The sequence below is a fragment of the Polyangium jinanense genome (genome assembly GCF_028435265.1).
Classification (GTDB): Bacteria; Myxococcota_A; Polyangia; order Polyangiales; family Polyangiaceae; genus Polyangium; species Polyangium jinanense.
Window position 1 is genome coordinate 25,392 of sequence record NZ_JAGTJK010000021.1, and the last position, 25,225, is coordinate 50,616.

Here is a 25,225-nt window from a genome sequence, read left to right on the forward strand (position 1 = left end):
CAGGTTCCTCATCCTGCTTGGCGTGGCGAGCCGGTTGTAGTGGACATCGTTCTCCCTGGGCTGGCGAAGGATCGGCCACCGCGTGGCGAAGGATCGGGCCTCCCTCACCGTGCGAAATTCATAGAGATCGACCCTCGGGCAGCGGTATGTTGCTCTCATCTCCGTGCCTACCCTGCTCCGCGTCGGATCTCTCGGCTCACGCTTCGCCCTCGCCTGCATAGCGCTCGGCGGGGCCCTCGGCCTCGGCAGCGGCTGCACCTGCTCGGGCTCGGACCAGGCCGCCGTCGATGCGGGCGCTGCGTTGCCGTCGGCCTCGGTCGCATCCGCTCCTTCCGCGACGACGCCGCCTCCCGCCGCGAACGTCGCGTCGATCGGCCCGCGTCAAGGCGCCGTGCTCGCGCGTGGCGTGGGCGAGGACGCGCTCTACGTCGCGGACGAGGATCACAACGTGCTCCGGCGCGTGGCCTTGCCCTTGTCGCCGGCGGGGACCGGCACGGCGCTTCCCATGCCGGGGCCGCCCGCGCAGGTCGTGACCTTGCCCGGGCGTGTGCTCGTGACCATTCGCGATCCGGGGCTGCTCGTGGAGTTCCGCGCCGAGCCCGGCGGGTCGCTCGCCGAGACATCGCGCGTAAAACTCCCGGCCGATGCGTGGGGGCTCGCGGTGACGGCGGATCAATCACTCGCGATCGTGACGAGCGCCTGGACGCACAAGATCAGCGCTGTCGATCTGCGTAGCCACGAGGTTCGCTGGACGGTCGACGTCGCTCGGGAGCCGCGGGGCATCGCGCTTCGGAAGGACGGGCAATCCGCGTACATCTCGCATCTCACCGGCGGGCCGCTCACCCGGATCGACGAGCTCGGGAGCAGCACGCCCACGGTCCGGCGCGTCGATCTGCCTCCTTCGCCGTTGCGCACGCCCGTGGGGAAGACGCTCAATGCGTCGCTCGGGTATGCGCTCGCGTTTTCTCCCGACGAGAGCCTGCTTTTCGCGCCGCGGCACGCGCTCGGCGCACTGGGGGAGATTGCGTGGTTCGGGGCGGCCACGGTCGATGTGCTCGTCACGGGCTCGGACAAACCCCTCGCGCCGCTCCATCGCGAGCACACCACGCTGATTCGGGCCGTGGGGGAGGGGCCGGCGCCCGAGCTGCAAATCCCCGGCACGAGCCTCGCTCCCCTCACGCAGCCGCGCGCCATCGTGTATCGGAGCCGCACCGACACGCTGCTCGTCGCGGGCGAAGGCGACGATCGGCTGGTGGAGCTCGACGCGCTCGCGGTCGATCCGACCCTCTCCGTCGTCGCCACCTACGAGGTGGGGAGCGAACGGGATCCCGCGCTGGGAATCGCGAATCGGGGCGGGGCGCCCGCAGGGATCGTGCTTTCGGAGGACGAGGCGACGGCGTTCGTCTTTTGCGGCGCGACGTACGATCTCGTCGCCATTCCGCTCGCGCCGCACCCGTCGCGCGGCGCGTTGCATAGCGATAAGCCGCCCGCGCCGACGCTCGTTCGTCTCGCGGAGGATCCGCTCGGCGGCGACGCGGCCCTTGGCCGCCGGCTCTTTTACAATGCCACGGACCGTTTGATGAGCGGAGGCCTCGGTTGCGCCGGCTGCCATCCGGAGGGGCGCGACGATGGGCACGTGTGGCACGAGGCGAAATTCAATACCGAGGACGGGACGAACGTGAATTTCGTCGGTTCGGCCGAGAACGTGCCCGAGACCGATCGGGTGCGCGGCATACCGCGCCGGACGCCGATGCTCGCGGGTCGCGTAAAATCGCCCGGTCCGTACGGCTGGGTCGGCGAGAGCCCCGATCTCATGGCGCGGCTGCGCGCGGGCTTCGGCCTGCATCGGTGGGGAGGCGTGCCGAAGCACGAGCCGCAGAACCTCGACGCGCGCGCCATGCGCATCGCCGCGTTCGTGCGGGCGGGCCTCCGGCCGCCGCCGCGCGAACAGCGCGCGCTCGATGCGGTCGAGCAGCGCGGAAAAGAGGTTTTCATGAAGGACGCGGTGCAATGCGCTCGTTGCCACGTCCCCGAGACGGAGTACACGGATCGGCAGGTCTATCCGCTGCCGAGGCTCACGCGCCGGTCCAATTTCGATGAATTGAAGACCGGTGAGCTCCGCGTCCCCTCGCTCCTGTACCTCGAAGGTCGGGCGCCGTACCTGCACGACGGGAGCGCGGCGACGCTGGACGAGCTCATCGCGAAGAACAACGATCGCATGGGAAAGACGAATCAACTCTCGAGGGAAGAGCGAGACGCGCTTGCCGCGTTCTTGCGCACGTTATGAGAGCCATCCCCCTCCCCATTCTCGCGCTCGTGGCGGCGGCGACCGCGTCCTCGCCGGCCCCGGCACAAGCCCCGCCCGCCGCGTCCGCTTCGGCGGCGGCGCCGGGGGATGCGGTTTCGCTCGAAGTGGATCCGCCGGGTACGGAAAAGACGAAAGCGCCCACGTTCGATGAATGGGCCAAAGCGACGAAGGTCCGGCTGACGCGCACGGGCCCCGCCGCGGCGCCTTGCACGGCGTATCGCGTGCGGGAATGGCTCAAGGTGCGATGCCTCGGGACGAAGCCGCATGCGATGGTGGTGCTCGGCGGGGACGCGGCCGAGGTCTCGTTCTGGATCGATCGCGACGAGCGGCAGGGCGGCGAGGTGCAATTTCCGATGCGGCGTGGTGATCGCCGCGTGGTGCAAATCTGGACGGGCGGGGTCGACGCGGCGGGGGTGTTCAAGGCGAAACCCTCGCTGGTCATTCAAGAGCATTGGCTGGAAGATCGCGCGGCACCCACCGTGACGGCGATGTGAACGACGGAGACGCGGAGGCGAAACGATGTCGGTGAAACGATGGACGAACGCATTACACGGGGCGCACGCGGGGGCGGTCGCCATGGCCCCGTTCGCGTGGGTGACCGCGTGTCTCTTGGCCTCCGTGAGCGCCTGCGGCGGCGCGGGTGAGCCGCCGCCCGCGGGGCCCTCGAATGTCGCGGCAAACGCCGACCAACCCGCGGCGCCGGCCGCGACGCCCTCGGCAAAGGCCGAGCCGGCGCCGAGTGCTGCCGCCACCACAGCCGCGCCGGACAACACGGCGGGCCCCGTGGCCAGCGCGGCGCCGGCAACGACCGCGGCGCCGGCGGCAACGACGCCCGCTCCCGCGAGCGTGCCGGACACGGGCGGCTGTCCGGCCGGGATGGTCCGCATCAAGGGCGGCAGCTTCAAGCTCGCCGCGATCAAGGCCCAGGTGACCGTGAAGGATTATTGCCTTGACGTGAACCTGGCCACGACGGATCAATATGCGGCGTGCGTGCAATCGAAGAAGTGCAACGACGGCGCCGTCAAGGTTTGTGATCCCTCGACGTACGGCGTGGAAGGGAAAGGGAACCTGCCGATGATCTGCATCGATTTCGTGCAGGCCACCGACTATTGCAAAGCGCAAAACAAGCGCCTTCCCAGCGGCGAAGAATGGGAGTGGGCGGCGCGCGGCGGTCCGGAAGGTTTTACGTATCCGTGGGGGAACGAGCCGCCCGCCGAGCAGCTCTGCTGGTCCGGAAAAACGAAGCGCGACGGCCCCTGTCCGATCGGGAGCTTCCCCGCCGGCGCGAGCCCGCAAGGGGTGCTCGATCTCGCGGGCAACGTCTTCCAGTGGACCACCACGGGCAACGATGTCGTGAGCTCGGCCCGCTTCGGCCGCGGCGGGAGCTGGCGCGACAGTGGGGACGAGGTCAAGGCGGGGAAGACGGCCGTGTTCAAGACGACGTACCGCTGCGGCTTCCTCGGGGTCCGCTGCGCCATCAGCGCGCCCAGTACGCCCTGACGCCAATCAAAATCCCGCGTCTTTCTCTTCACGCGCAAAACGTTCGAGCTCGCCGAGGACCCATCGCGCGGTCTCCTCGGCGCCCGCACCGTCGAAATGCAGGCCGTCGGGCCGGATGGGCTTGCCCTCGCTCTCGACACGGCAAGCGGGCGTCGGGCAGACGTGCCCCATCAAATCGAGGACGGGCCATCCACGCTTTCGGGCGGCGCGCTCGAGCATACCGTTGAGGCAATCGACGCGGGCCGGGACATTTCCGTAACGCCAGTCCTTGATCGGATACGGGACCCGCGTCAGCACGATGCGACCCGCGTTCGTGCCCATTCCGTCGGCCAGTGTGAAGATGCGCTTTTCGTACGCGTCCTGCCAGGCCGGTTCGCAGGCCTTTTCATTGAAGAAGGCGCCACCCATGACGAGGAGCGTCATGTCGGGGTGGAGCTCGGCGGCGTCCTCGATCCAGTGCTCCGAGCAGCTCGTTCCCCGCACGGGTTTTCCGTTCTCGATGCGTATCTTGGCCTCGAAAATGGAGCAACTGCCGACCCCACGAACGGCGACGAACGCGCCGGCCTCGTCCTGCCGATACCGCAATGCCATGCCGAGGAAGCTCGCCACCGAGTCGCCGACGACGAGAAGGCGGAGTGTGTCCGGCGGGAGTGCCTCGCGGGGCGGGAGAGCGGCGGTCGGTACGGAGAATGGCGTGGGGTAAACAATGGGCGGAGGCGGCGGCAGAGGGGACGACGCGGCGGTGGAGGCTTCTGGGGGGGGCAGCGGTGGGGTGGGCGCGGGGGGGCGGCGAAGGAGGAGCCATGCAGCCGCGGAGAGCCCGAGCAAGCAAGAGAATGCGAGGACGAGGTGGAGGGACGTACGCACGCGAGAGGCGAGCCGCCGGGGGCCCAGGGGAATGGGCCGCGGCGCCACGGTCGCACTTCCTTCACGGGAGCGCAAGGTCGGCGGGGGCCCCGCGTCGGATCACGACTTTCTTGTTGCGGCGCTCACCCCTTTTGAGGTATTCGTGAGCATTGGCCTTCACCACACGAGCCGGAGAATTCTGCCCATGTCTGTCACCATCGAACGCGTCATGCAATCGTACGACCCCCGCAACCCCCTGACCCGTGGCGAGGTGCGGACCCTGCTCCGGGACTCGTACTTCGTGGCTGGCAACGCGGGGCCAGCCGGCCACGCGGAGGAGCACATCGACGGCGGCGACGAAGGGCGGTTCGACCGCGAAGCCGGCTACGTCGCTCGTGAAGCGCACTCCGTGTTCATCGACGAGGACGACGCGGTGACGGGCCTCTACCTCGCCATCGGCTCCGCGGCCGGCCGGTATGCGATGCGCAGGCTCCAGAACGGGCAATGGCAAGGTGCGGCGATCCACGTCGCGGCCTTGCACGCCACGCGGATGCGTGTCTACGAACAAAACCCGCTCTTTGGTCTCCTGCACGTCGAGGCGGATTGCCGGAGCATCACGGCCGTCATCCGCCTGCACGGGCATCTCATCCGCCGTCTGCACGTGCAGACGGTTTTCCCCCGCGATGACGCGAGCGTCCTTTCCCGCCAGGGGGCCAACGTCGACAGCGTCGCTTCGCAGACGCCCAACGGAGAGACGGTCTCCTTCGCCGGCAACGCGCGGGTGGGCGGCGCGGGGGGCGGCGGGGGCGATTATGGGCTCGCCCGGCTTTTCCGCTGAGCTCGCCCTCAGGGCACGTACGACAGCGGCCCCTCTCGTTCGAGCAGGAAATAACTCGGCGTGCCCACCCGGGCGAGGCCGAGATCGAGGTACGTCCAGCCGAGCAGGCGATCCACGCGCCCCTCGTCGAGAGAGACCAGCGGATCCCGCCCGAGGCGAATCGGATCGAGGCGAGGATTCTCGCTGCTGTGGTTGTAATCGATCACCAGGCCGTGCCGCGCGGCGACGGGCATGTCGTACGCGCGCCCGTCGCGTACCTCGTAAAAGCCAAAACATCGAGGTTTGCCCTCGGCGTCGCGCATGGGCTCGCGCGGGCCGTCGAGCCCTGCCTGCTGCATGCGGACGTTCCATCCGCGCAGCGCGCCCGTCCTTGGATCGCGGTGGAAGGTTTTCCGGAACGTGAGCCACGTGATCGCGACGATCGGCGCGGGGAGCCCGAGCGAGACGCCGCGGTATTCGCTGTCGTCGAGCGCGCTCGGATCGATCGCGTGACCCTGCTCCAGCAGGGATCGGAGATCGGCGTGCGAGAGCGTGAGGAAGTCTTGCGTGTTCATGCCATCACCGCTTCGTATCGGTACGCGCCCAGATCGATGTCGCCGCAGAGGAGCGCCGGGATCGCCTCGCGCCAGGTCGCGGGCAAACGCGCGCACCAGCGCATGTATCCAGTGAACGAGATGTCGGGATCGTCGGCCTCGTGCGGCGCGAGGCGCACGCCGTGCGCGCGCGCGTGCTCCGCCGCGGCGAGGAGATTCTCGTGGTACCCCTCGAACACCACGAGATCCCGCAGCCATTCGGCGCGCGGATCCTCGCCCTCGACCACGCGCCGCGCGCGCTCGTGAAGCTCTTCGAGCCCGCCCGGGTGAAGGGCGAGGATCTCGAGATCGTAGGCGAACTGGTTCACGTCGTGGTGCGCGCCGAGCAGGTGGCGGAGGATGCGCTCGCGTGAGCTCGCCAGGCCGGAGAAATCGAGCGGGGCGATCGCGCGCTCTCGCAAAAGGAAGGGGAAGCGGAGCGGGCGATACGCGAGGAGGCGCGCGCGGAACGTGGGGCGCACGTGGTGTGCGGTGCAGGTGCCGATGGTCTCGGGCCGCTTTACGAGGCGCACCCACATACGAATCACGCCGAGCGAGACCTGCACGAGGTTCGGCGCGCGCGGGACGAGGCCGGCTTGCTCGACGCGCGCGAGGTTCTCGGCGATGCGTCGGGGAAAGAGCAACAGCGCGCCGGTCCAGAGCGGGTCGTCTCTCACGATGACCTCCTCCTTTGCGTCCTTAACACCTTGACGATGCAAAGGACACCGGTATCGTCGCGCCGTGCAATCGTCCTCTGGGCCAGCGTGTCTCTGATCATGCAGCCGCGTTTCCTCTTCCTCACCGGTGAGCCCGCCGCCACGCTGCCGCTCCTGAAAGAGCGGCCGACCTGGGCCCCCGTGCTCTCCGCGATCACCTTCGACGTGATCGCCGGCCGCCTGCACCGCCGGAGGAGCCCGACCGACGATTTCCGTGGCGTCGTGTATTTCGCCGACGTCCGCGACAAGGACGTCGAGCAGCACAACCTGCGTGTCCTCGCGGAAAACGAGATTCCCTGCTGGCCCGATCCCGCGGCCCTTTCCGCCGCGTCCCTGCGTCATGCGGCGCTCGGCCGGTGCGTCGCCGCGGGGCTCGTCGATCATCCCGTCGTGCAATCCCCATTCACCCGCGAGCCGCTCCTACCATTTCCTTACGTGCTCAAGATCGGCGAGGAGCATCGAGGGGAGGGGAAGTACCTCATCCGGTCGGCGCGGGACATCCCGCGATGGGACGGGATCGCGAGCGCGGAGCCGTTTTTCGAGGGAGAATCCGTGCGCGTGCTGATCCTCGGCGAGCGCGCGTTCGGCGTGCGGATCCAGAATGAGGGCACCTGGATCAAGAACGCGCCCGGCGCTTCGTTCGAAGCGTGGGAGCCAGACGAGGCCATCGCCACGCACGCGCGGCGGGCGGCCCGGCTCTTCGGGCTCGAGGTCGCCGGGATCGATTACGTGATCGATCGAGCCGGCCCCCATTTCATCGAGCTGAACCCATTTCCGCGCGTCGGCCTCTCGAACGAGAGCGCCGCCCTCGCGCGAGACATCTTCCGCCGCGCGATGGACCCCGTCGAGGCCTCCGCGAACACGTCCGGCCGGACCGACTGAGCCAAGCAATCGCCCGCCGTCCGCTTGTCGAACCCGCACGACGGACCGATGCTCCGGCTGAGGAGGATGCCATGCGACACGTGCTCTTTGCCTTGTTCGACGACGATACGGACGCCGAGCGGTGCCTGCACGCCGTTCGCGCGTTGCCCGGGCTTTCCGAGGCGTGCACCGTGCTCCTGCATCACGACAAGGTGAACCGGCACGACGTGCCGCTCGCCGAGACGAGCGCACGCGAGGGCGTCGCCACCGGCGCACTCGTCGGCTCCGCCGCCGGCGGCCTCCTCGGCGGGCTCGTGCTCGGTCCGCTCGGCTTCATCGCGGCCGGTCCGCTCACCGCCGCGCTCTTCGGCATGCTCGGCGGCGGCGCAGCCGGCGCGCTCGGTGGCGGGCTCACCGGCGCCGGCAAGCCCGATCCCGTGATCGAGGACGTCGAGCGCGAGGTGAAGGCCGGCAAGGTGCTCCTCACGGTCGAGGTCGAGAACATGGACCAAGCCGATGAGGCGGAGCAAATCTGCCTCGCCCACAACGGGCGCATCGCGCGCAAGCCCCTCTTCGGCTTCTGGAGCCACCGGCTCCACCGGCGCGACGTGGCCTGAAAGGTCCTCCGATCGTCTGCGAGAGCGCCGAAAGGATCGGCGCTCTGCGAGATCGCACAGCGAGCTCGCCTCGGGGGGTGAATCGTCCGGGCTTTGCCTGGACGAGAGGGGGACGCGAGGCGTCCCCGTCGGGAATGAGGGCTGGTGCGTGTGCCCCGGACGTGCTAGGTCGCGCGGCCCTCTTTCCCCCGAACTGCGCCATGGCCCTCAAAGTCGCGATCGTTGGTCTGCCGAACGTCGGCAAATCCACTCTGTTCAACGCCCTCACCCAGACGGCGGCCGCGCAGGCCGCGAACTACCCGTTCTGCACCATCGAGCCGAACGTCGGCGACGTGGCCGTGCCCGAGCCGCGGCTCGACAAACTCGCGGCGCTGGCGAACTCGAAGGAGATCATCCCGGCCCGGATCAACTTCGTCGACGTGGCAGGCCTCGTGCGCGGCGCGTCCAAGGGCGAGGGCCTGGGCAACCAGTTCCTGGCCAACATCCGCGACTGCGACGCCGTCGCGTTCGTCGCCCGGTGCTTCCAGAACGACGACGTCACGCACGTCGAGGGGCGTGTCGACCCGCTCGCCGATCTGGACATCATCGAGACCGAGCTGATGCTGGCGGACATCGATAGCCTGGAGAAACGCATTCCGAACCTGGAGAAGCGGATCCGGGGCGGGGACAAGGAGGGCGCGAATACCTTGCGTCTGCTCAAGCTCGCGCTGGAGCAGCTCCACGCGGGCCGGCCGGCGTTCACGGCGAAGGTGGACCCCGACGATCAGAAGGCCTGGCGCATGCTGCAGCTCTTGACCGCGAAGCCCGCGCTTTACGTGTGCAACGTCGACGAGGCCGCCGCCGCGACGGGCAATGCCCTGTCGGCGAAGGTGGCCGAGCGCGCGGCGAAGGACGGCGCGAAGTCCGTGGTGATCTCGGCGCAGATCGAGGCGGAGGTCGCCCAGCTCGGCGCCGCCGAGCGCGCAGAGTTCCTGGAGACCCTGGGGCTCGCGGAGCCCGGCCTGAATCGACTCATCCGCGAGGCGTACGCGCTTCTCGGGCTCCAGACGTACTTCACGGTCGGCCCGAAGGAGGCGCGCGCCTGGACGATCCCGATCGGCGCAACCGCACCCCAATCCGCGGGCGAGATTCACACGGATTTCGAGAAGGGCTTCATCTGCGCCGAGACCATCGCGTTCGACGATTTCGTCAAATTCGGCGGCGAGAGCGGCGCAGCGCAGGCCGGCAAGATGCGCAAAGAAGGGAAGGCATACGTCGTCAAGGACGGCGACGTGATGCATTTCCACTTCAACGTCTGACTTCCTTCTTGGTGCCGCCGCGCCGGGGCGCCGCCCCGGACCCCGCGGGGGCTGTTCGCCCCTCGACCCGAACCAGGGCAAGCCCTGGACCGTTCGTGGAAGAACTGCGCGATGCGCAGTTCTTCCCACAGGCCGGTGGCAAGACCCGGGACAGCGTTGCCAGTCACGGCGGTCTTGGTTGGCAGGGTCGTACCTGGCCTTGACTCGGCCTGTTCGATGAACTGCGCATTGCGCAGTTCATCGACCCCGGGTCCAGCGCTTGCGCTGGTCCGGGTCCAGGGGCGGATAGCCCCTGGTGGGGCCTGGGGCAACGCCCCAGCGAAGCGCCTCAGGACCAGGGGACGCCGAGGACGTGCGCTTTATGCTTCCACCGGGCGGGCTCGCCGGTGTGGCTCCCGCTCGAAGGGGGAGGTGCGCCATGACGAAGGGTCTACCGTTTGTATTTGCGGCGATTTCGTTCTTGTTCGTGCTGCCGGCGTCGGCGGCGGAGGACGCGTCGGAAAACGCGGAGCTCGCGGAGGACGTGCAGGATCTCGTCGTGCCACCGGCGCGTAGGATCTGCCTCCAGCCGATCGCGAGCGGCCCGTGTCGCGCGGCCTTCCGTCGGTATGCCTTCAACAGCGCCGTTGGTCGCTGCGTGCCTTTCATGTACGGCGGCTGTCAGGGGAACATGAACAACTTCGAGTCCATGCACGCCTGCCAGCGCACCTGCAACCGCCCCCCATTCCGGTGGTGAGATGAGCAAGACGCGGGGGCCCGCCAAACCCCCGCACCTTCGCGCGGATGTTTACTTCGGCCCGTCCAGCGTGCAGAACCCGTTCAGGCAGATGTTGTCCGGGCTGCAGCAATCGGCTGCCGTCGTGCACTTGTCGCCCTCGTTCGAGCACATGCCGTTCGGGGGCGTGTCGCCGCAGACGAGTGCGCCGCTGCCCATCGGATCGGGCGAGCAGTAGCCATTGCAGCATTGATCGCCGGACTCGCAACCGGCGCCGTCGGCGCGGCAGGGCTCTTGCACCCAGAAGCCGCGCGCATTGCCGGCGAGCAGCTCCTGCGCGGGCAGGTAAAATGCCGGGTGGCTCCCGTCCACGCCTGCCGGCGAGTTCAGATCCACGGCTGCGACCCAGAGCTTCTTCGGCGTGATGTTCGTGAAGAGGTTGACGCCGCGCGGATCGCTGCAGAACGGCGGGATCGTCGCGACGTTGCCGTACATGCGGCGGCTCGTGAAGACCACCCAGGCATAACCGCCCGAGGCAATCGGGTTCACCGTCGGCTCGTAGTTCAGGTTCACGTCATCGCCGTGATCGGCGTTGATGCCTCCGACCTGCGTGCCGTCGCCCGTGCAGGTCATTGCAACGGGCTGGGCGAGCTTCGGCAGGTACACATTGCCAGCGTCCTTGCCATTGAGCTGATCGAGCGGCACGGGCGCGCCGCCGTCGTCGCGGACCATCGCGATGTAGGCCTTGGCGCCCTTGCGCGTGCGCAGATCCCCGAGGGTATTGCCGTCGACGCCCGCCGCGGTCTGCTGATGATACACGACGGTCTTGCCGTCCGGGAAAAACGCCGCCCAGCCGGGCCGCGTCTCCGCCGGTTGTCCCGTGTTGTCCACGACGACGAGCGGATTCGCGAAGGCGTTCGTCGCCGCGTCGAAATCCATCAAGACGAGCTTTTGCCGCGGGTTCGTGATGGACGCGCTCGCCATCGGGTTGAACACGACGCGCTTGCCGTCCGGCGAGAACGACGGCGTGCCGACGTTGGTCGAGACCCCGTTCAGCCCCGAAACCGGCTGGACGGTGCCATTGGCCAGCGAGACGAGCTGCCCCACCGTCGTGAGTGCCAGCGCGCCGTCCGGCGTGATGCCCGGGAACGAGCTTCCATTCGGGAGCGACTTCTCGGTCACCATGTCCGGCGCGATATCGTAGGCCCACGGGATGGAGCCGCCATTCGACGTCGCGACGAGGCGCGAGCCGTCCGCCGCGACCGAATGGCAGACGCGGCACTCCGCCTCCGATCCGCTCTTGCCCGCCGTGAGCTTGGGCGCCGTGTCACCGACCTTGATCGAGAGCACCGCGCCGCCGAACATGCCGTCGCCGCCCACGGCGCCGGTCAGGTTTTTCGCGAGCTTCGTGCCATACGAAATGTAATAAATGGCGCCCGAGAGCCGCCCCGGCGCGACGGTCCACGTCTCCTGGATCGGCCCGTACGCGACCTCGCCTTTCGCCACTGTCAGCCGCACGACGAGCTGATCGGGCGAGCCGTCGAGCGTCTTTCCGCCGGCCGTATTCGTCGCCATGGCCCAGATGTCCTGCGGGATCGGGTGGCGAATGAACGAGCCTCCCGTTTGCACGAGGATCTGCGGTTTTGCGAAGGTGCCCTTCCACGAGAACGAGCCGCTCGTGGTCGAGAGCTCGATCTTGATGGCGTCGACGCTGCCGAGCGTCGAATCCCATTGGAGCAGCGGCGCCGTCATGCCGCGCGGCCAGACCGTGCGGTCGTACGGATAGATGAATTTCAGCCCCTCGGCCTGCCCATTGCTGCTTGGCGCGTCGAGCGCGGCGACCACGACGGGATTGTCGACGCCGACGCCGAGGCCCTCGCCGCCGACGCCGCCGACGCCGCCGCCCTCCGTGAGCTGGGGGATCGTCGTGGCGATCTGACCCTGCTGGGCGGGGTTGTTCGGGTCCGCCCCATTCTGTTGCGATGTGAGCTTGACCAGGAGATTACGCTCGAGGACCTGCCCGTTGAGGCCGGCCCGGACGCGCACGACGCCGCCGGCCGTGCCCTTCGGCGTGAACGTCGCCGTGCTCGTCGGTCCCGCCGTGATGCTTCCAATCTCGCCGCGATCGACGCTCCAGCCCGCGCTGATGGGGTTTCCGTCGAGGTACGAGGTGTACGTGACCGTCGGGGTATTTTGACCCGCAACGACTGTGATCTCCTGCGGCGCGCTCGGCAGGACATCGAAGCCCTGCGTTTGGCTGCCGCCGCTTCCGCCCACGCCCGACGAGGAGCCGACGAAAATATCGCCGCCGTCCCCGCCGATGCCGCCGTTCCCCCCGCTGTTCGAGCCGCCCGCGCCGCCGCTGCCGTTCGAGGAGGTGCCCCCTGCGAGCCCGGTGGAGCCGCCGCCCCCGCACGCAGCCGTGAGGACCGCCGTGCCGAGGGCTGATACGAGTACAATTCCAAGGCGAGATCGTTGCAACATAAAGGCAATGCTACAAGGGAGGAGAACAAGGTCGCAAGGGTGAAGGTTGCCCGCGTGCGCGGCACGGGCTTTGCCAAAGTGCCGCCGTATGAGCTGGAGAGCGCGCCCTCTCCAATGAGCAGTGCTTCACGCCGCCTTGCGAGACGGTCTGTCCGTCGGGCGAGACGTGCTCCTCCGATACACCGAATGGCCTGTTCTTCCGGGGCACCTCGCTCTTCGACGACATGTTCGGCGGCGTCCTGCACGCGACCGCGGAAGGCGGGACGCAGGCTTCGTCGCAGGCGGGATGTCGCTCCTCGATCCGGAGGCGGAAAACCTCGGCCTAGCGCTGTTCAAGGACGCGGGCGTGTTCCTCGGCCTCGCGCTGCGCGATGCCGACGGCATGCGCCTCGTCGACGAGAGCACGAGCATCACCATCACGGGGGACGCGAAGGAGGATGGGGATTTGTCGACGTGGGATCGGCGCTTCGTGACGGTGGGTGCGAGCGGGACCGTGAGCGCGAGCGTGGTGACGGGCGACGGAACACCGTTCGAAGTGACGATGCCCATCGTGGACAAACTCGACGATATCGTCGCCGTGAAGAATTTGGTCAGCCCGGACCTCGCGCAGCCGTTGCCCGTGGGCTTGGAGCGCAACGTGTGTTTCCGGGGCATCTCGAACGGGCGCGCGGTGGCGGGCCTCTCCGGGTGGATGATGTCGGGCGAAGGCTCGATCGAGGTGGAATACGTCACCGAGACGTGCGGGTTGGTCAAGGCGCTCGCGGCGGGAAAGGCGACGATTTTCGTGGAGGTCGGGGGCGTGAAGAAGAGCTTCCCCGTGACGATGGCGAAGGCTGCCAAGGCGGACACAGCGCCCGCGGAAAAGACGTCGGGCGAGGAACTCGTCGGCCTCACGCCCGGCGAGCGCGCGCGTCACTGAGCGGATTCGAAAAGGTGCGTCGCGGCCAGGGCCTCAAGGCATGGCCGGGACGACCGCGCAATGGCCGGTCACGCAATCGGCCTTCCATTCCGACGGATAAAGAGGGGCGCAGGGCGGGCAGCCAAACTCGGGCGGGCAGACAAGATCGTAAATCGCCTGAAGGGAGCTCGACGCGACCGCGACGAGGTCGGGCACGCCCCCCGCGCAAGGCTCGCAGCAACTCAAGCCGAGCCGGAGCGTGCAATCGGCGGCGGTCGTGCATTCGCTGAAGGCGTGCTCCGCGACGTCGGCCTCCGCGCAGCTACCGGCCTCGCAATACGCGAAGAGGCCGGGGTTCGGCGCGCCCGCGCAGGCGGGGCAGGCCGAGGGCTCGGGACAAACGAAGGTGTTGTATTCGTCGACCTGATCGACGTGCACGGGCTCGACGTCGGCGAGCGTGGGTTCGCTGCACGTGCCGCAGCAGGTATTCTTGACGAGGGTACACTGACCCGGTCCGCTGCAGGCCCCGAAATTCGGAGCGCCGCCGCCGCCGCCCGCGCCGCCGCTGCCACCGCTGCCGCCGTTTCCGCCGTCGACCTCGCTCCCGCAGGCCGCGGGGAGCGTGGTCACGAGGAAGGCAGAAACCAGAAGGATTCCCCAATTCGATCGAGGTCGAAGCATGAAGGCCAGCCTACGAACCCGCGCTTTCCCGGGGCAAGGGAGAAGTGCGCGAGGGATGTCCTTCCTGGATCCGTCTCGAGGTCCCGTCGTGGTAAGATGCCGGATCCCGGCGCGCGGGCTCGACCGGCGGCCGAGGAGAGGGTAGTCCTCGTCTGGCATGAAGCAGGGGCATCAGCAGCAGCGGTACCGCGTCCTCGATCGCCTCGCGTCCGGCGGCATGGCCGAGGTGTTTCTCGCGGAGAGCGCGGGGATCGAGGGATTCAAGAAGCGGGTGGCGATCAAGAAGGTCTTGCCCCACCTCTCGGAGAAGAAGCGCTTCATCGCGATGTTCCTCGACGAGGCGCGCCTCTCGGCGAACCTCACGCATTCGAATGTCGCCCAGGTATTCGACATCGGCGTCGGCGATAACGCGTACTTCATCGTGATGGAGTACGTCGATGGCTCGGACCTGAAAGCCGTCATCGAATACCTCCGCAAGATGAAGCGGCCCTTCCCGGTGGAGGTCGCCGTCTACATGGCCGAGAAGATCTGCGACGGCCTCGCCTACGCGCACGAGGCGAAAAACCCCGAGGGGCAGCCGCTTCGCATCGTGCACCGCGACGTCTCGCCAGCGAACGTGCTCATCACGAAATACGGCGAGATCAAGATCGTCGATTTCGGGCTCGCAAAAGCGACGAGCCAGCTCGAGAAGAGCGAGCCCGGCATCGTGAAAGGAAAGTTCGGCTACCTCTCGCCCGAGGCGACACAAGGGCTCGAGGTCGACGTGCGCACGGACGTGTTCGCCGTGGGGATCATCCTGTGGGAGATCCTCGCGCAAAAGCGGCTCTTCCACGGCGACAACGATCTGCAGACGGTGATGCGGGTGCGCGAAGCCGTCGTGCCGCCGCTCGCGCAGCTCAACAAGGACGTGCCGCCGGAGCTCGAGAAGATCATCCACCGCGCGCTCGCCCGCGATCCGGAGAAGCGCTACCCGAGCGCGCGCGAGCTCGGCCGAGCCCTGAACGGCTTCTTGTTCAAGTTCGGAAGGCCCGTCGGCGCGCACGACGTCGCCGAGCTCGTGAGCGGGACCGTGGCGCTGCGTAAAACCACGGACCAGGAAAAAGACACGACGCTGCACAAGCTGATCGAAGCAGCGCTGCTCGAGTTCAACTCGCTGCAAGACGACCCACGGCCCGGCGCACCGAGGGAGAAGTCGAAGCCGGAGATCAGCGCAGCGGCGCCGCCCCCCGAAGAGCGGCCGCGCGGGCGCGTGTCGCACTTCGAGGACATCGGCAAATGGGCCGAGGAAATGGATCTCGCGCCGCTCAGCGGCGAGGGGCGCGCGTCGCGGGTCGGTCCAGTGTCCGCGCGGAGCGAGCGCGAGCCGGAGAGCAAGCCCGTCCCGAGCAAGCCTGCCGAGAGCACGGCAGCCGAGAGCACGGAGGCCGAGAACAAAGCGGCCGAGAGCACGGAGGCCGAGAACAAAGCGGTCGAGAGCACGGCAGCCGAGAAGAAAGGCGCCGAGAGCTTGCCGACCGAGAGTCTGCCGGCCGCGACGGTCAAGGCGACGCCACAAGCCAAGGCCGAGGAGAGCGCGCCGGTCGAGAGCCTGAAGGCCGAGAGTCTGCCGGCCGAGACGGTCAAGGCGACGCCGCAAGCAAAGGCGGACGAAGGCGCGGTCATCAGCGAGCCAGCCGAGACGGTCAAGGAGACGCCGCAGGCCAAGGCCGAGGAGAGCTCCATCGAGAGCGCGCCAGTCGCGACGAGGACGCCGTCGCCCAAGCAGGAGAAGGACGTCGCGGGCAAATCCGGCAAGGCAGCGAAGGCGGGCGCGAAGGGGAAGAAGGGCGCGGCCGCGAAGCTCAGCAAGGAGAGCACGGCCGCTGTCGCGAAGAAGGCGCCCCTCGCGAAGCCCGCCCCCGCCGCGAACAGCAACGTGATGTGGCTCTACGTCGCCGCGGCGGTTCTTCTGCTCGCAGCGAGCGCGTACTACGGCGGGCTGTTCGGGCCCTGAGCGCGTTTGGCCGGAGCACGGGGCTTCGGCATCGCGCGACCTGGGACGCCTTGCCGACCGATCGGCGGGACCTCGACGGCCACCGTGAGCCGCTGATCGCCGCGCCACACCTCGCCCGTGATCACCTTCGCGTTGTGCTTGAGCGCGCCCGCGACCGCGCCGATGACCACGCCGACCGAGGTCGCCGGCGCGCCGCCGATCCGCGTGAGCACGTCGCCATCGCGGAGACCCGCGCCGAAGCCACCCACGCCCTGGAGCGCGATGCCCGCGGGCCTCGGTCCGCTTGCGGGCACGGGCACGCCTGACGGGACGACGCCGCTCTGCACCGCGCGCGCCACGACGTCGGCGCGGACATGAATTCCGCCGCGCGGCGCGGGGGTTCGTACGGACGAACCTTTCCTCGCGGGGGCAAGCGTTTCGCTCGGCGGCTCGGCGGGCGCCGGAAGCACGTCGAGCCCGGGCACGTGGGGCAGGTCGAGGCCGAGATCGAGGGAGTCGGGGCCGTGCAGAGGTGCGTCCGTCTCCTCGGCGTTTCGCCAGACGAACGCGCGATCGAGCGCGTCGGCGAGCCGCGCGCCGAGGGAAGCGGCGCCGCGGTCGACGAGCGCACGTGTCGCGAAAGGAAGGGTGACGAGCGGAAGGGCGATCAGGAGCGCGGCGAGCAAGCGAACGAGGCCCGTTCGCCGCTCACCGCGGACGTTCAAGGCAGGAAGCGGATCAGCTTCCTTCCTCGTCGTCATCCTCGTCATCATCCTCTTCTTCGTCGAGCTGCTCCTCGAGCTTGCGAAGCGCCTCGTCTTGCTCGTTGACGGCCGGCGCAGCGCGGCCTTCCTGGAGCGCCTTCTGCCGTGCCTTCTCGGCGGCGGCGCGGGCTTGCGCGACCTTCTGCATGACGGCCGGCTTCGGCGCCATGAGCAGCGTCATCGTGCGCTGCTCCATGACGGGACGCACCTCGACGTTCGCGACTTCGTCGCACTGCTGCACGATCCAGTCGAGCTGCTCCTGCGCCTTCTCGGGGTGCGTGATCTCGCGACCGCGGAAGCGCACGGTGAACTTGACCTTGTGGCCGGCCTCGATGAAGCGCAGCGCGGCGCGCGTCTTGAACTGGAGATCGTGATCGTCCGTCTTCGGGCGGAGCTTGATTTCCTTGATCTCGACCACGCTCTGCTTGCGCTTCGCCTCGCGCGCCTTCTTCTTCTCGTCGTACTTGTACTTGCCGAAGTCGAGGATCTTGCAGACGGGCGGATCGGCCTTGGGATTGACCTCCACCAGATCGAGGCCTCGCTCCTGGGCACGCCGCAGGGCCTCGTGGGTCGGCATGATGCCGAGCATCTCGCCCTCTTCCCCGATGACCCGGATCTCCGGAACCCGGATTCGCTGATTGATTCGGATCTGCGGTCCTCGCTGGGCCTGTCGAGGGTCGAAGCGTCGCATGCTCATGTGTGGTCTCGCTGTCTCCTTGCTTGTGATCTACTGGCAATCCACGGTCAGCCGCGCTTGCCCGTCGGGATGACGGGTGCAGGGCCTACACAATCTCGCCCGGATGGTCCGCGTTATCAACGGGCGGAAGCTGCCTCCGGGCCCGAAGTCACGCCCGGCGCTCGTTCTCCACCGGGGAAGGCCGGTGGGGAGGGCAGCCGTGCGGGCAGGGCGACGAGGACGGCGCAGAGGCGCGGCGGCACGGGACTTCGTGCCGCGCTCGGCGCTCTCCGCTTGGTTCGGGGGGGCGACGCGTCCTGCGTGCGGGGGCGGCCTTTGCACGCCCGACGTCATGTGCACGACGTGAGCCGCTCGCTCGGCGTGCGCCGCGGTTCCGTTCTGACTGACCCCAAAGGTCCTCACGAGGACGGGCAGGCGGCATCCGCCATGAGGCGGGAACCTGCAGAAAGGTCCTCGTATCGAAACTTTGTAGGCGCGGCCGGGTTCGAACCGGCGACCCCTACCGTGTCAAGGTAGTGCTCTACCACTGAGCTACGCGCCTGTACCGCTTCCTCCGCCGCCCCGCCGATGTGCGGTGCGTCGAGGGAGGCGCATCGGTACCAAGCCTTTTCGGTCTGGTCAAGAAAAAAAACGAAAGGCAGGGTTCGGGAAGGGGGGCCGGGAGGTGGGGGCCGGGGAGGGGACGACCATTTGTTCCAGGGTCTCCGGCCGTTCCTTGCGTGGAACCTCGATCGTGGGTATGGACGGCCGCTTTCCGAATGATCGGGGGCTCGCATTCGGGGAGCCAAGCTTCGTCCCCGTGGAGGTTACCGCCTCGTGACCACGCTGTTTTTGTCTCAGCCGACCACCGTCTCCCCGGGCCAGGGCGCACCGCCCGCGCCCGCCCCTGCCCAGCCTTCCCAGGGCGCTCCCACGCAGACGCCCGAGGGCGGAGGCGGCGGCGGGCAGCCGTTCGGCGGGATGACGATCCTCTTCTTCTTGCTGCCGCTTCTCTTCGTGTTCCTGATGACGCGGAACCAGTCGAAGAAGCAGAAGGAGCTCGAGGCGGCCCTGAAGCCGGGCGACAAGGTCGTCACGCAGTCGGGGCTCATCGGCAAGCTCATCGAGGTCGGGGACAGGACGGTCAAGCTGGAGATCGCGCCCGGCGTGAACGTGCAGGTCCTGAAGGCGGCCATCCAGGGCGTGGACGGCGAGCCGAAGCCCGCCGCCGAGGCGAAGGACAAGGCGCAGGAAAAGAAAGCGTAGCGCGCGCGCTTCGGCTAAGAAGGGCTCGCGACCGCCCCCCCGAGTCGACCCTCCCATGATCTACAACATCCTCCAGTACGCATTCGCTGGCCTCGGCGCGCTGTCCATCGCGCTCGGCGCGTGGCAGAGGTCGAAGCGCGGCGTCTTCGTCATGTCGGCGATCGCCTCGTTCTGCGCCGCGATCGCCGCGCACTACCACGTGTTCTGGGCGACCGCGACCTTCGGGCTCAGCGTCCCGTGGGCGTTCTTCTGCGCGCTGCCCACCATCGATCTCTCCTGGCGCATCAAGAGCGGGTTCGTCCTGTTCCTCGCGCTCGGATCGTGGCTCAGCATCTACCCGACGTACGCGGACGAGCGATACGGCCGCATCGATCGATCGGGCCTCGGGCCCGAGGAGCGCGCGAAGGTCGAAGAGGACGCGCGCGTGGGCAACCGTGGCGTGCGCGAGTGGCTGCTTTCGAACATCGAGTTCCGCCTCGTGCGCGGCCTCGATCTGAAGGGCGGCCTCAGGCTCGTCTACACGGTCGACGTCGACGAGGCGATCAAGGACAAGCGCGACCGGTACTACGACGAGGTTCGCCAGGCGCTCGCGCGCTCCTACGGGATCGTCGGGGCGGAGCAGCAGGCGTCGGTCGACGATCTGAAGAAGCTCATCGGCAAGGTTCGCGTCGAGAAGTCGCGCGAGCACGCGGGCACGCTCTTCATCAACTTCGAGAACGCGGCGGACGCGGACAAGGTGAACGACGAGTTCATGCGTCCGTTCCAGGAGATGCAGCGTCAGTTCTCGTCGGATCGGAAGCGGGTCACGCTGCGGATCAAGGGCGAGATCGAGAGCCAGATCCGCGAAAAGGCCGTGGCGCAGGCGAAGGAGACGGTGCTCCGCCGCGTCGACAGCATGGGCCTCAAGGAGGCCGGCGTCACCACGCGCGACGAGGACATCATCATCGAGATCCCGGGCGACAACGACCAGACGTTCGCCGAGATCCGCGAGATCGTCAGCCAGACGGCGCGCCTCGAGTTCAAGCTGCTCGACGACGAGGTGAACTTCTTCGAGACCGAGGTTCGCAACCCGAAGAACAAGGAAGTGAAGGGCCTGCGCTTCCAGCAGGAGCAGGTCTCGGTCGGCCCTGGCAAGCAGAAGGTCAACACCTACGCGGTCCTCGAGCACATGGAGGGCGAGGACATGCGGCAGGCGCTCGCGCGGCTGCGCGAGTGGACCTCGACGTTGTCGGTGCCGGACGATCACGAGATCGGGTTCGGCAAGTACCAGTCCTACGACGAGGAGAAGGGCACGGTCGAGGACGTCGGCTGGCGGACCTACTACCTCTTCAGCAAGGCCGAGATCACCGGCGACATGGTGAGCGACGCGCAAGCGATGCCGGACCCGAGTGATCGAGGTCTTGGCGGCTGGCTCGTGCAGATGAAGATGACGAGCGTCGGCGGCGATCGCTTCGAGGACATCACCGCGAAGAACATCAAGCGCCGCTTCGCGATCATCCTCGACGAGAAGGTCGAGAGCGCGCCCGTCATCCAGACGAAGATCCCGGGCGGGGTCGCAACGATCACGATGGGCTCGGCGAACGTGGATCAGCAGATCACGGACGCGCGCAAGCTCGAACTCGTGCTGCGCTCGGGCGCGCTGCCCGCGCCGATCTCGCCCTCGAACGAGCAGCGCATCGGTCCGTCGCTCGGTCAGGACGCGATCGTGCAGGGCGCGAAGGGCGGCCTCGCCGGCGTCATCCTCGTGCTCCTGTTCATGCAGGTCTATTACAGCCGCGCAGGCGCGATCGCGAACATCGCCGTGCTCTTCAACATGGTGCTCCAGGTGGCGATCCTCGCGATGTTCGGCGCGTCGATGACGCTGCCCGGAATCGCGGGCCTCGTGCTCACCGTCGGCATCGCGGTCGACGCGAACGTGCTCATCAACGAACGCATCCGCGAGGAGCTGCGGCAAGGCAAGAGCCCGCGGGCGGCGGTGGACGTGGGCTACGACAAGGCCTTCAGCGCCATCCTCGACGGGCACGTGACCACGCTGATCTCGGGCCTCATCCTCGCGCAGTACGGTTCGGGTCCCATCAAGGGCTTCGCCGTGACGCTCATCGTGGGCATCGCGGTCAGCCTGTTCACCGGCGTCGTCTGCACGCGGCTCATGTTCGATTGGGCCGTGCGGGCTCGCAAGGTCAAGAAGCTCCACCTCGGCTGAAGGCGCAGCACATGGAATTCATCAAGCCTGGGAGACAGTTCGACTTCATGGGCAAGCGCTGGCTGTTCATCGGCCTCAGCGCGCTGCTCCTGCTCGGCTCGATCGTCTCGTTCTTCAAGCCGGGACCCCACCTCGGCACCGACTTCAAGGGCGGCACGGAGCTCGAGGTCGCCTTCCTCAAGTCGACGGAGGCGGGCGACATCCGCGCGGCCGTCGAGTCGCTCGGCTTCGAGGCGCCGGACGTCATCCGCGTGAAGGACAGCGGCGCCGAGGATACGCACCGCTACCTGATCCGCGTGCAAGAGGTCAGCGCCCTCGGCGAGGAGCAAAAAGAGGCGATCCGCCAGAAGCTCTGCGTGCTGCCCGAGGGCACGGCGCCGAGCGCGGACTACGAGGCGCGCTGCCCCGCGAACGCGCGCGCCAGCGAGATCAAGTTCAGCCCCGGCGGCGACAAGGTCACGATGCGGTACGAGGTCGAGCCCGACCTCGCGGCCGTACGGGCACAGCTCACGGGCATCCCCGGCGTGGAGCTCCGCGCGGGCGAGAACAACCCCGTCGTCGTGAGCACGCGTGACCACAAGGTCGAGGCGCAGCTCAAGTCGCGCGGCGATCAGCTCCTCGACGGCCTGCGCAGCAAGCTCGGCGCCGACCGCGTGCCCGAGCGCGCGCTGCGCGTCGAGTGGATCGGCCCGAAGGCGGGCGCGCAGCTCCGCGACGCGGCCATCCGCAGCATCGCGATCGCGATCGTGTTCATCATGGCCTACATCGCGTTCCGGTTCGATCTCCGGTTCGCGCCCGGCGGCATCCTCGCCCTCGTCCACGACGTCGGCATCGCGCTCGGGGCCATGATCATCACGCACCGCGAGATCACGCTCTCCACGGTCGCCGCGATGCTCACGATCGTCGGTTACTCGATCACGGACACGGTCGTCGTGTACGACCGTATCCGCGAGAACCTGACGAAGCACCGGAACATGTCGTTCTCGTCGATCATCAACCTGTCGATCTCCGAGATGCTCGGACGCACGATCATCACGTCCGGCGTGACGGCGCTCTCGATGGTGTGCTTCCTCGTGTGGGGCACGGGCGTCATCAAGGACTTCGCCTTCGCCCTGCTCGTCGGCATCCTCGTCGGCACGTACTCGTCGATCTACGTGGCCGCGCCGTTCACCGAGTGGATCGACAGCAAGTTCTTCGGCGGCCAGGCGACGACGCAGAAGAAGATCACCCGCACGAAGGCCGTCAAGCGCGCCGACGCGGTGGTCTAAACCTCGCTCCTCCCCAGAGCCCACGACGCCCCGCGGTGCGCACCACCGCGGGGCGTTTCGTTTTTCCAGGAACCAACGCGCCAAAAAGGAAGGTTTTCCGACCGGCATGGACTCCGGACGAGGGCTGCGCTACGCGTGGGCCCCACGGATGTTGAGCGAGGCCGCGTGGGTACAGGCGACGGATCCCGAGGCTCGGAGCCTTCTCCTTCCGTCCACCACAGCGAACCCGGGGCGCGAGGGCGCGATCCGTGATCCGGGCGCGGCGTCCGTCGAGGCGCTGGAGCTTTCGCGGGCGCTCGGGCTCTCGATCACGGTCGCCGACGCCTTGTTCCGCGCCGGTCGCCGCGCCGACGCCGAGACGCGCCTCTTCCTCGATCCGCGCCTCGCCCACCTCACGCCGCCCGACGCGATGGCCGATCGCGAGCTCAGCGCCGACCGCCTCGCGCGGGCGATCCGCGCGCGCGAAAAGGTCGCGGTGTTCGGTGATTACGACTGCGATGGGATCACGTCGTGCGCGATCGTGACCGAGGTGCTGCGCGCGCTCGGCGGCGATGTCGTGCCGCTGCTCGCGACGCGCAAGGACGGCAGCTACGGCTTCAACGCGAAAGCGCTCGAGCGCGTGCGGAAGACGGGCGCGACGCTGCTCGTCACGTGCGACTGCGGATCGAGTGATCACGAGCGGCTCGCGACGGCGCAACGCCACGGCATCGAGACGCTCGTGATCGATCATCACCTCGTGCCCGCGGAGCCCTTGCCCGCGATTGCGTTCTTGAATCCGCATCGGCCCGAGTGCGGCTTTCCGTTCAAGGGGCTCGCGTCGTGCGGGCTCGCGCTCTCGCTCGGCGCGGCGGTGCGTCGGGCGCTCGGCGCGAACCTCGACATGCGGCAGTGGCTCGATCTCGTGGCGATCGGGACCGTGGCCGATGTCGCGCCGCTCGTCGGCGACAACCGCGCGCTCGTGCGGGCGGGACTCGCGGTGCTCAGCCAAGGCACGCGTCCGGGCCTCCGGGCTCTGGCCGAGCTCGCGCGGCTGGATCTCGGGCATGGCGTGAGCGCTGACGACATCGCGTTCCGCATCGCGCCGCGCCTCAACGCGCCGGGCCGGCTCCAAGATCCGGACCTCTCGCTCGCGCTTCTGCTCGAACGGGACAGCATGCGCGCGGCTGGGATCGCGGCGACGATCGAGCAGCTCACGGCGCAGCGGCGCGCGATCCAGGAGGAGATGATCGGGCAGGCCCTGCGCGAGATCGAGGCGAACGGGTGGGCGAAGGAGCCGGCCATCGTGCTCGCGCGCGAGGGGTGGCATCCAGGGATCGTGGGGATCGTGGCGGGCCGTGTGGCGTCGAAGTACGGCAAGCCCACGATTGTCGTGGCGCTCGACGGTGGATCGGGCCGCGGATCGGTGCGCGGGCCGATGGGGTTTCCGCTGCACGACGCGCTCGTGCTCTCGCGCGCTGGGCTCGTCGGGTTCGGCGGGCATCAGGCCGCGGCGGGCGTCGAAGTGCGGGCGGATCGGGTCGAGGCGCTGCGCGCGCTCTGGTGCGACGCGGCGATCGCGCTTGGCGCGGTGAACTTCGGGTCGCTCGAAGGCGAGGCGGACGTTCGCCTCGACGATCGGGACGAGCCGGCCGTGGTGGCGCGTGATCTCGAGCGGCTCGAGCCTTGCGGGCAGGGCAACCGCGCGCCGCGTGTGCTCGTGCGTGGGGCGCCGGTGCGCGTCTCGCGCATCATCAAGGGCCACTTGAAGCTCGAGATCGCGCTCAAGCGGCACGTGATCGGCGCCTTCGGGTACGAGCTCGGGAGCCTTTCGCAGGGCCTCGCGGGCGGGCGTGTGGACATCGTGGGCCGGCTCCGGCGCGACACGTTCCGGGGCGGCAGCGCGGTCGAGATTCGCATCGATCGCGTGGAGCGAGCGAGCTAGGAGGGATGACCGTGAGCGAGCCGATCATCCGGTTCCGCGACGTACGCAAGGCGTTCGGCCCGAAGGTCATCTATCGTGGCCTGAACCTCGAGGTTTTCCCGGGCGAGACGCTCACCGTCATCGGCGGATCGGGCGTGGGCAAGAGCGTGATGCTGAAGCTCTTGATCCGCCTGCTCGAAGCCGACGGCGGGTCGATCACGTTCCACGGCGAGGACATCACGCAGATGAAAGAGGCGAAGGCGCGCCTCATTCGTCGTCGGATCGCGATGCTCTTCCAGGGCGCGGCGCTCTTCGACTCGATCTCCGTGGGCGAAAACGTCGCGTACGGGCTGCACGAGCACTATCGCGACGAGATGACCGAGTCGCAGATCGCCGAGCGTGTCGACTGGGCGCTCTCGCTCGTGGGTTTGCCGGGTATCGAGGCGATGCGGCCCTCGGATCTCTCGGGCGGCATGAAGAAGCGCGTCGGGCTCGCGCGGGCGATCGCGGTCCAGCCCGAGGTTTTGCTCTACGACGAACCGACGACCGGCCTCGACCCGATCAACACCGAGCGCATCAACCACCTGATTCGTGGGCTCAAGAAGGCGCTGGACGTGACGAGCATCGTGGTGACGCACGACATGAAGAGCGCGTTCACGATTTCCGACCGCATGGCCATGGTGCAGGCGGGCGAGATCATCCTGTCCGGCCGGGTTGAGGACTTCCAGCGGTCGACGGATCCGCGGGTGAAGAACTTCATCAACGGCATCGCCCCGGTCAACGAGGACGTCGAGACGCTCCTCCGTGCGTGACGACGGGCGCGTCTTCGCGCAATATGGGGG

Annotated in this window: 22 protein-coding genes and 1 tRNA gene; 15 read left to right on the forward strand and 8 right to left on the reverse strand. The window is 68.2% G+C overall.

The window, feature by feature from the left end; all coding sequences use genetic code 11:
• Positions 1-163: 163 nt before the first annotated feature.
• From KEG38_RS30535 to KEG38_RS30545, 3 genes are read left to right on the forward strand one after another with little or no spacing between them, the layout of a single operon-like run.
• Positions 164-2,287 carry a c-type cytochrome gene (locus tag KEG38_RS30535; RefSeq protein WP_272423446.1) on the forward strand — a complete coding sequence of 708 codons (2,124 nt, stop codon included), beginning with the start codon at positions 164-166 and terminating at the stop codon, positions 2,285-2,287.
• Entirely contained in the window at positions 2,284-2,802 is a 519-nt protein-coding gene (locus tag KEG38_RS30540) for a hypothetical protein (protein ID WP_272423447.1), read from the forward strand. Before KEG38_RS30535 ends, KEG38_RS30540 begins: the two co-directional genes overlap by 4 nt.
• A gap of 25 nt (positions 2,803-2,827) precedes the next feature.
• A complete protein-coding gene (locus KEG38_RS30545) occupies positions 2,828-3,808 on the forward strand; it encodes a formylglycine-generating enzyme family protein (protein ID WP_272423448.1) in 981 nt (326 codons plus the stop codon).
• A gap of 6 nt (positions 3,809-3,814) precedes the next feature.
• On the opposite strand, the gene KEG38_RS30550 is transcribed toward KEG38_RS30545, so the two are convergent.
• A complete protein-coding gene (locus tag KEG38_RS30550; RefSeq protein ID WP_272423449.1) occupies positions 3,815-4,675 on the reverse strand; it encodes an SGNH/GDSL hydrolase family protein in 861 nt (286 codons plus the stop codon).
• Positions 4,676-4,859: 184 nt separating this feature from the next.
• On the opposite strand from KEG38_RS30550, the gene KEG38_RS30555 reads away from it, so the two are divergent.
• Positions 4,860-5,492 carry a hypothetical protein gene (locus KEG38_RS30555; protein ID WP_272423450.1) on the forward strand — a complete coding sequence of 211 codons (633 nt, stop codon included), beginning with the start codon at positions 4,860-4,862 and terminating at the stop codon, positions 5,490-5,492.
• Between the two features lie 8 nt (positions 5,493-5,500).
• Here the strand turns inward: KEG38_RS30555 and KEG38_RS30560 are convergent, their stop codons facing one another.
• Positions 5,501-6,046, reverse strand: a complete 546-nt coding sequence (locus tag KEG38_RS30560) for a hypothetical protein (protein ID WP_272423451.1) — start codon at positions 6,044-6,046, stop codon at positions 5,501-5,503.
• Entirely contained in the window at positions 6,043-6,741 is a 699-nt protein-coding gene (locus KEG38_RS30565) for a hypothetical protein (RefSeq protein ID WP_272423452.1), read from the reverse strand. The genes KEG38_RS30560 and KEG38_RS30565 overlap by 4 nt, the downstream gene beginning before the upstream one ends.
• Before the next feature lie 99 nt (positions 6,742-6,840).
• Here KEG38_RS30565 and KEG38_RS30570 point away from each other — a divergent pair, with 99 nt between their 5' ends.
• The 4 genes from KEG38_RS30570 to KEG38_RS30585 all read left to right on the forward strand — a co-directional run bounded on the left by KEG38_RS30570 (position 6,841) and on the right by KEG38_RS30585 (position 10,292).
• Positions 6,841-7,662 (forward strand): ATP-grasp domain-containing protein, encoded by an 822-nt coding sequence (locus KEG38_RS30570; RefSeq protein WP_272423453.1) that lies wholly within the window; start codon positions 6,841-6,843, stop codon positions 7,660-7,662.
• A 71-nt stretch (positions 7,663-7,733) separates the two neighbouring features.
• Positions 7,734-8,258: a hypothetical protein gene (locus tag KEG38_RS30575; RefSeq protein ID WP_272423454.1), complete on the forward strand. Its 525-nt coding sequence runs from the start codon at positions 7,734-7,736 to the stop codon at positions 8,256-8,258.
• Positions 8,259-8,458: 200 nt separating this feature from the next.
• Complete coding sequence (gene ychF / locus KEG38_RS30580; RefSeq protein WP_272423455.1) at positions 8,459-9,556, forward strand: redox-regulated ATPase YchF; 1,098 nt, start codon at positions 8,459-8,461, stop codon at positions 9,554-9,556.
• 418 nt (positions 9,557-9,974) lie between these two features.
• On the forward strand, positions 9,975-10,292 hold the full coding sequence (locus KEG38_RS30585; protein WP_272423456.1) for a BPTI/Kunitz domain-containing protein: 318 nt from the start codon (positions 9,975-9,977) through the stop codon (positions 10,290-10,292).
• Between the two features lie 51 nt (positions 10,293-10,343).
• Here KEG38_RS30585 and KEG38_RS30590 read toward each other — a convergent pair whose 3' ends face one another.
• On the reverse strand, positions 10,344-12,755 hold the full coding sequence (locus KEG38_RS30590; protein WP_272423457.1) for a TolB family protein: 2,412 nt from the start codon (positions 12,753-12,755) through the stop codon (positions 10,344-10,346).
• A 286-nt stretch (positions 12,756-13,041) separates the two neighbouring features.
• On the opposite strand from KEG38_RS30590, the gene KEG38_RS30595 reads away from it, so the two are divergent.
• A complete protein-coding gene (locus tag KEG38_RS30595) occupies positions 13,042-13,674 on the forward strand; it encodes a hypothetical protein (protein ID WP_272423458.1) in 633 nt (210 codons plus the stop codon).
• Positions 13,675-13,707: 33 nt separating this feature from the next.
• Here KEG38_RS30595 and KEG38_RS30600 read toward each other — a convergent pair whose 3' ends face one another.
• Positions 13,708-14,334, reverse strand: a complete 627-nt coding sequence (locus tag KEG38_RS30600; RefSeq protein ID WP_272423459.1) for a hypothetical protein — start codon at positions 14,332-14,334, stop codon at positions 13,708-13,710.
• A gap of 157 nt (positions 14,335-14,491) precedes the next feature.
• Between KEG38_RS30600 and KEG38_RS30605 the strand changes: the two genes are divergently transcribed.
• Entirely contained in the window at positions 14,492-16,327 is a 1,836-nt protein-coding gene (locus KEG38_RS30605; RefSeq protein WP_272423460.1) for a serine/threonine protein kinase, read from the forward strand.
• On the opposite strand, the gene KEG38_RS30610 is transcribed toward KEG38_RS30605, so the two are convergent.
• The 3 genes from KEG38_RS30610 to KEG38_RS30620 all read right to left on the reverse strand — a co-directional run bounded on the left by KEG38_RS30610 (position 16,303) and on the right by KEG38_RS30620 (position 18,308).
• Complete coding sequence (locus tag KEG38_RS30610; RefSeq protein WP_272423461.1) at positions 16,303-17,067, reverse strand: hypothetical protein; 765 nt, start codon at positions 17,065-17,067, stop codon at positions 16,303-16,305. The genes KEG38_RS30605 and KEG38_RS30610 overlap by 25 nt on opposite strands.
• Complete coding sequence (infC, locus tag KEG38_RS30615) at positions 17,045-17,767, reverse strand: translation initiation factor IF-3 (RefSeq protein WP_272423462.1); 723 nt, start codon at positions 17,765-17,767, stop codon at positions 17,045-17,047. Before infC ends, KEG38_RS30610 begins: the two co-directional genes overlap by 23 nt.
• A gap of 469 nt (positions 17,768-18,236) precedes the next feature.
• Positions 18,237-18,308, reverse strand: a tRNA-Val gene (locus KEG38_RS30620).
• Positions 18,309-18,583: 275 nt separating this feature from the next.
• Here KEG38_RS30620 and yajC point away from each other — a divergent pair.
• The 5 genes from yajC (at position 18,584) to KEG38_RS30645 (ending at position 25,195) form a co-directional block, all read left to right on the forward strand.
• Positions 18,584-19,012, forward strand: coding sequence for a preprotein translocase subunit YajC (yajC, locus tag KEG38_RS30625; protein ID WP_272423463.1), 429 nt, complete (start codon positions 18,584-18,586; stop codon positions 19,010-19,012).
• A gap of 55 nt (positions 19,013-19,067) precedes the next feature.
• Positions 19,068-21,215 carry a protein translocase subunit SecD gene (gene secD / locus KEG38_RS30630; RefSeq protein WP_272423464.1) on the forward strand — a complete coding sequence of 716 codons (2,148 nt, stop codon included), beginning with the start codon at positions 19,068-19,070 and terminating at the stop codon, positions 21,213-21,215.
• Between the two features lie 11 nt (positions 21,216-21,226).
• Positions 21,227-22,483, forward strand: coding sequence for a protein translocase subunit SecF (gene secF / locus KEG38_RS30635; protein WP_272423465.1), 1,257 nt, complete (start codon positions 21,227-21,229; stop codon positions 22,481-22,483).
• Positions 22,484-22,589: 106 nt separating this feature from the next.
• On the forward strand, positions 22,590-24,404 hold the full coding sequence (gene recJ / locus KEG38_RS30640; RefSeq protein ID WP_272423466.1) for a single-stranded-DNA-specific exonuclease RecJ: 1,815 nt from the start codon (positions 22,590-22,592) through the stop codon (positions 24,402-24,404).
• A 5-nt stretch (positions 24,405-24,409) separates the two neighbouring features.
• Entirely contained in the window at positions 24,410-25,195 is a 786-nt protein-coding gene (locus KEG38_RS30645) for an ABC transporter ATP-binding protein (RefSeq protein ID WP_272423467.1), read from the forward strand.
• Positions 25,196-25,225: the final 30 nt, after the last annotated feature.

Bases quoted from the DNA above. Each gene is read 5' to 3' on its own strand.
- KEG38_RS30540 (WP_272423447.1), top strand. From the start codon at position 2,284: ATGAGAGCCATCCCCCTCCCCATTCTCGCGCTCGTGGCGGCGGCGACC.
- KEG38_RS30545 (WP_272423448.1), top strand. From the start codon at position 2,828: ATGTCGGTGAAACGATGGACGAACGCATTACACGGGGCGCACGCGGGG.
- KEG38_RS30555 (WP_272423450.1), top strand. From the start codon at position 4,860: ATGTCTGTCACCATCGAACGCGTCATGCAATCGTACGACCCCCGCAAC.
- KEG38_RS30560 (WP_272423451.1), bottom strand. From the start codon at position 6,046: ATGAACACGCAAGACTTCCTCACGCTCTCGCACGCCGATCTCCGATCC.
- KEG38_RS30570 (WP_272423453.1), top strand. From the start codon at position 6,841: ATGCAGCCGCGTTTCCTCTTCCTCACCGGTGAGCCCGCCGCCACGCTG.
- KEG38_RS30575 (WP_272423454.1), top strand. From the start codon at position 7,734: ATGCGACACGTGCTCTTTGCCTTGTTCGACGACGATACGGACGCCGAG.
- ychF (WP_272423455.1), top strand. From the start codon at position 8,459: ATGGCCCTCAAAGTCGCGATCGTTGGTCTGCCGAACGTCGGCAAATCC.
- KEG38_RS30585 (WP_272423456.1), top strand. From the start codon at position 9,975: ATGACGAAGGGTCTACCGTTTGTATTTGCGGCGATTTCGTTCTTGTTC.
- KEG38_RS30590 (WP_272423457.1), bottom strand. From the start codon at position 12,755: ATGTTGCAACGATCTCGCCTTGGAATTGTACTCGTATCAGCCCTCGGC.
- KEG38_RS30595 (WP_272423458.1), top strand. From the start codon at position 13,042: ATGTCGCTCCTCGATCCGGAGGCGGAAAACCTCGGCCTAGCGCTGTTC.
- KEG38_RS30600 (WP_272423459.1), bottom strand. From the start codon at position 14,334: ATGCTTCGACCTCGATCGAATTGGGGAATCCTTCTGGTTTCTGCCTTC.
- KEG38_RS30605 (WP_272423460.1), top strand. From the start codon at position 14,492: ATGAAGCAGGGGCATCAGCAGCAGCGGTACCGCGTCCTCGATCGCCTC.
- KEG38_RS30610 (WP_272423461.1), bottom strand. From the start codon at position 17,067: ATGACGACGAGGAAGGAAGCTGATCCGCTTCCTGCCTTGAACGTCCGC.
- infC (WP_272423462.1), bottom strand. From the start codon at position 17,767: ATGAGCATGCGACGCTTCGACCCTCGACAGGCCCAGCGAGGACCGCAG.
- secD (WP_272423464.1), top strand. From the start codon at position 19,068: ATGATCTACAACATCCTCCAGTACGCATTCGCTGGCCTCGGCGCGCTG.
- secF (WP_272423465.1), top strand. From the start codon at position 21,227: ATGGAATTCATCAAGCCTGGGAGACAGTTCGACTTCATGGGCAAGCGC.
- recJ (WP_272423466.1), top strand. From the start codon at position 22,590: ATGGACTCCGGACGAGGGCTGCGCTACGCGTGGGCCCCACGGATGTTG.
- KEG38_RS30645 (WP_272423467.1), top strand. From the start codon at position 24,410: ATGACCGTGAGCGAGCCGATCATCCGGTTCCGCGACGTACGCAAGGCG.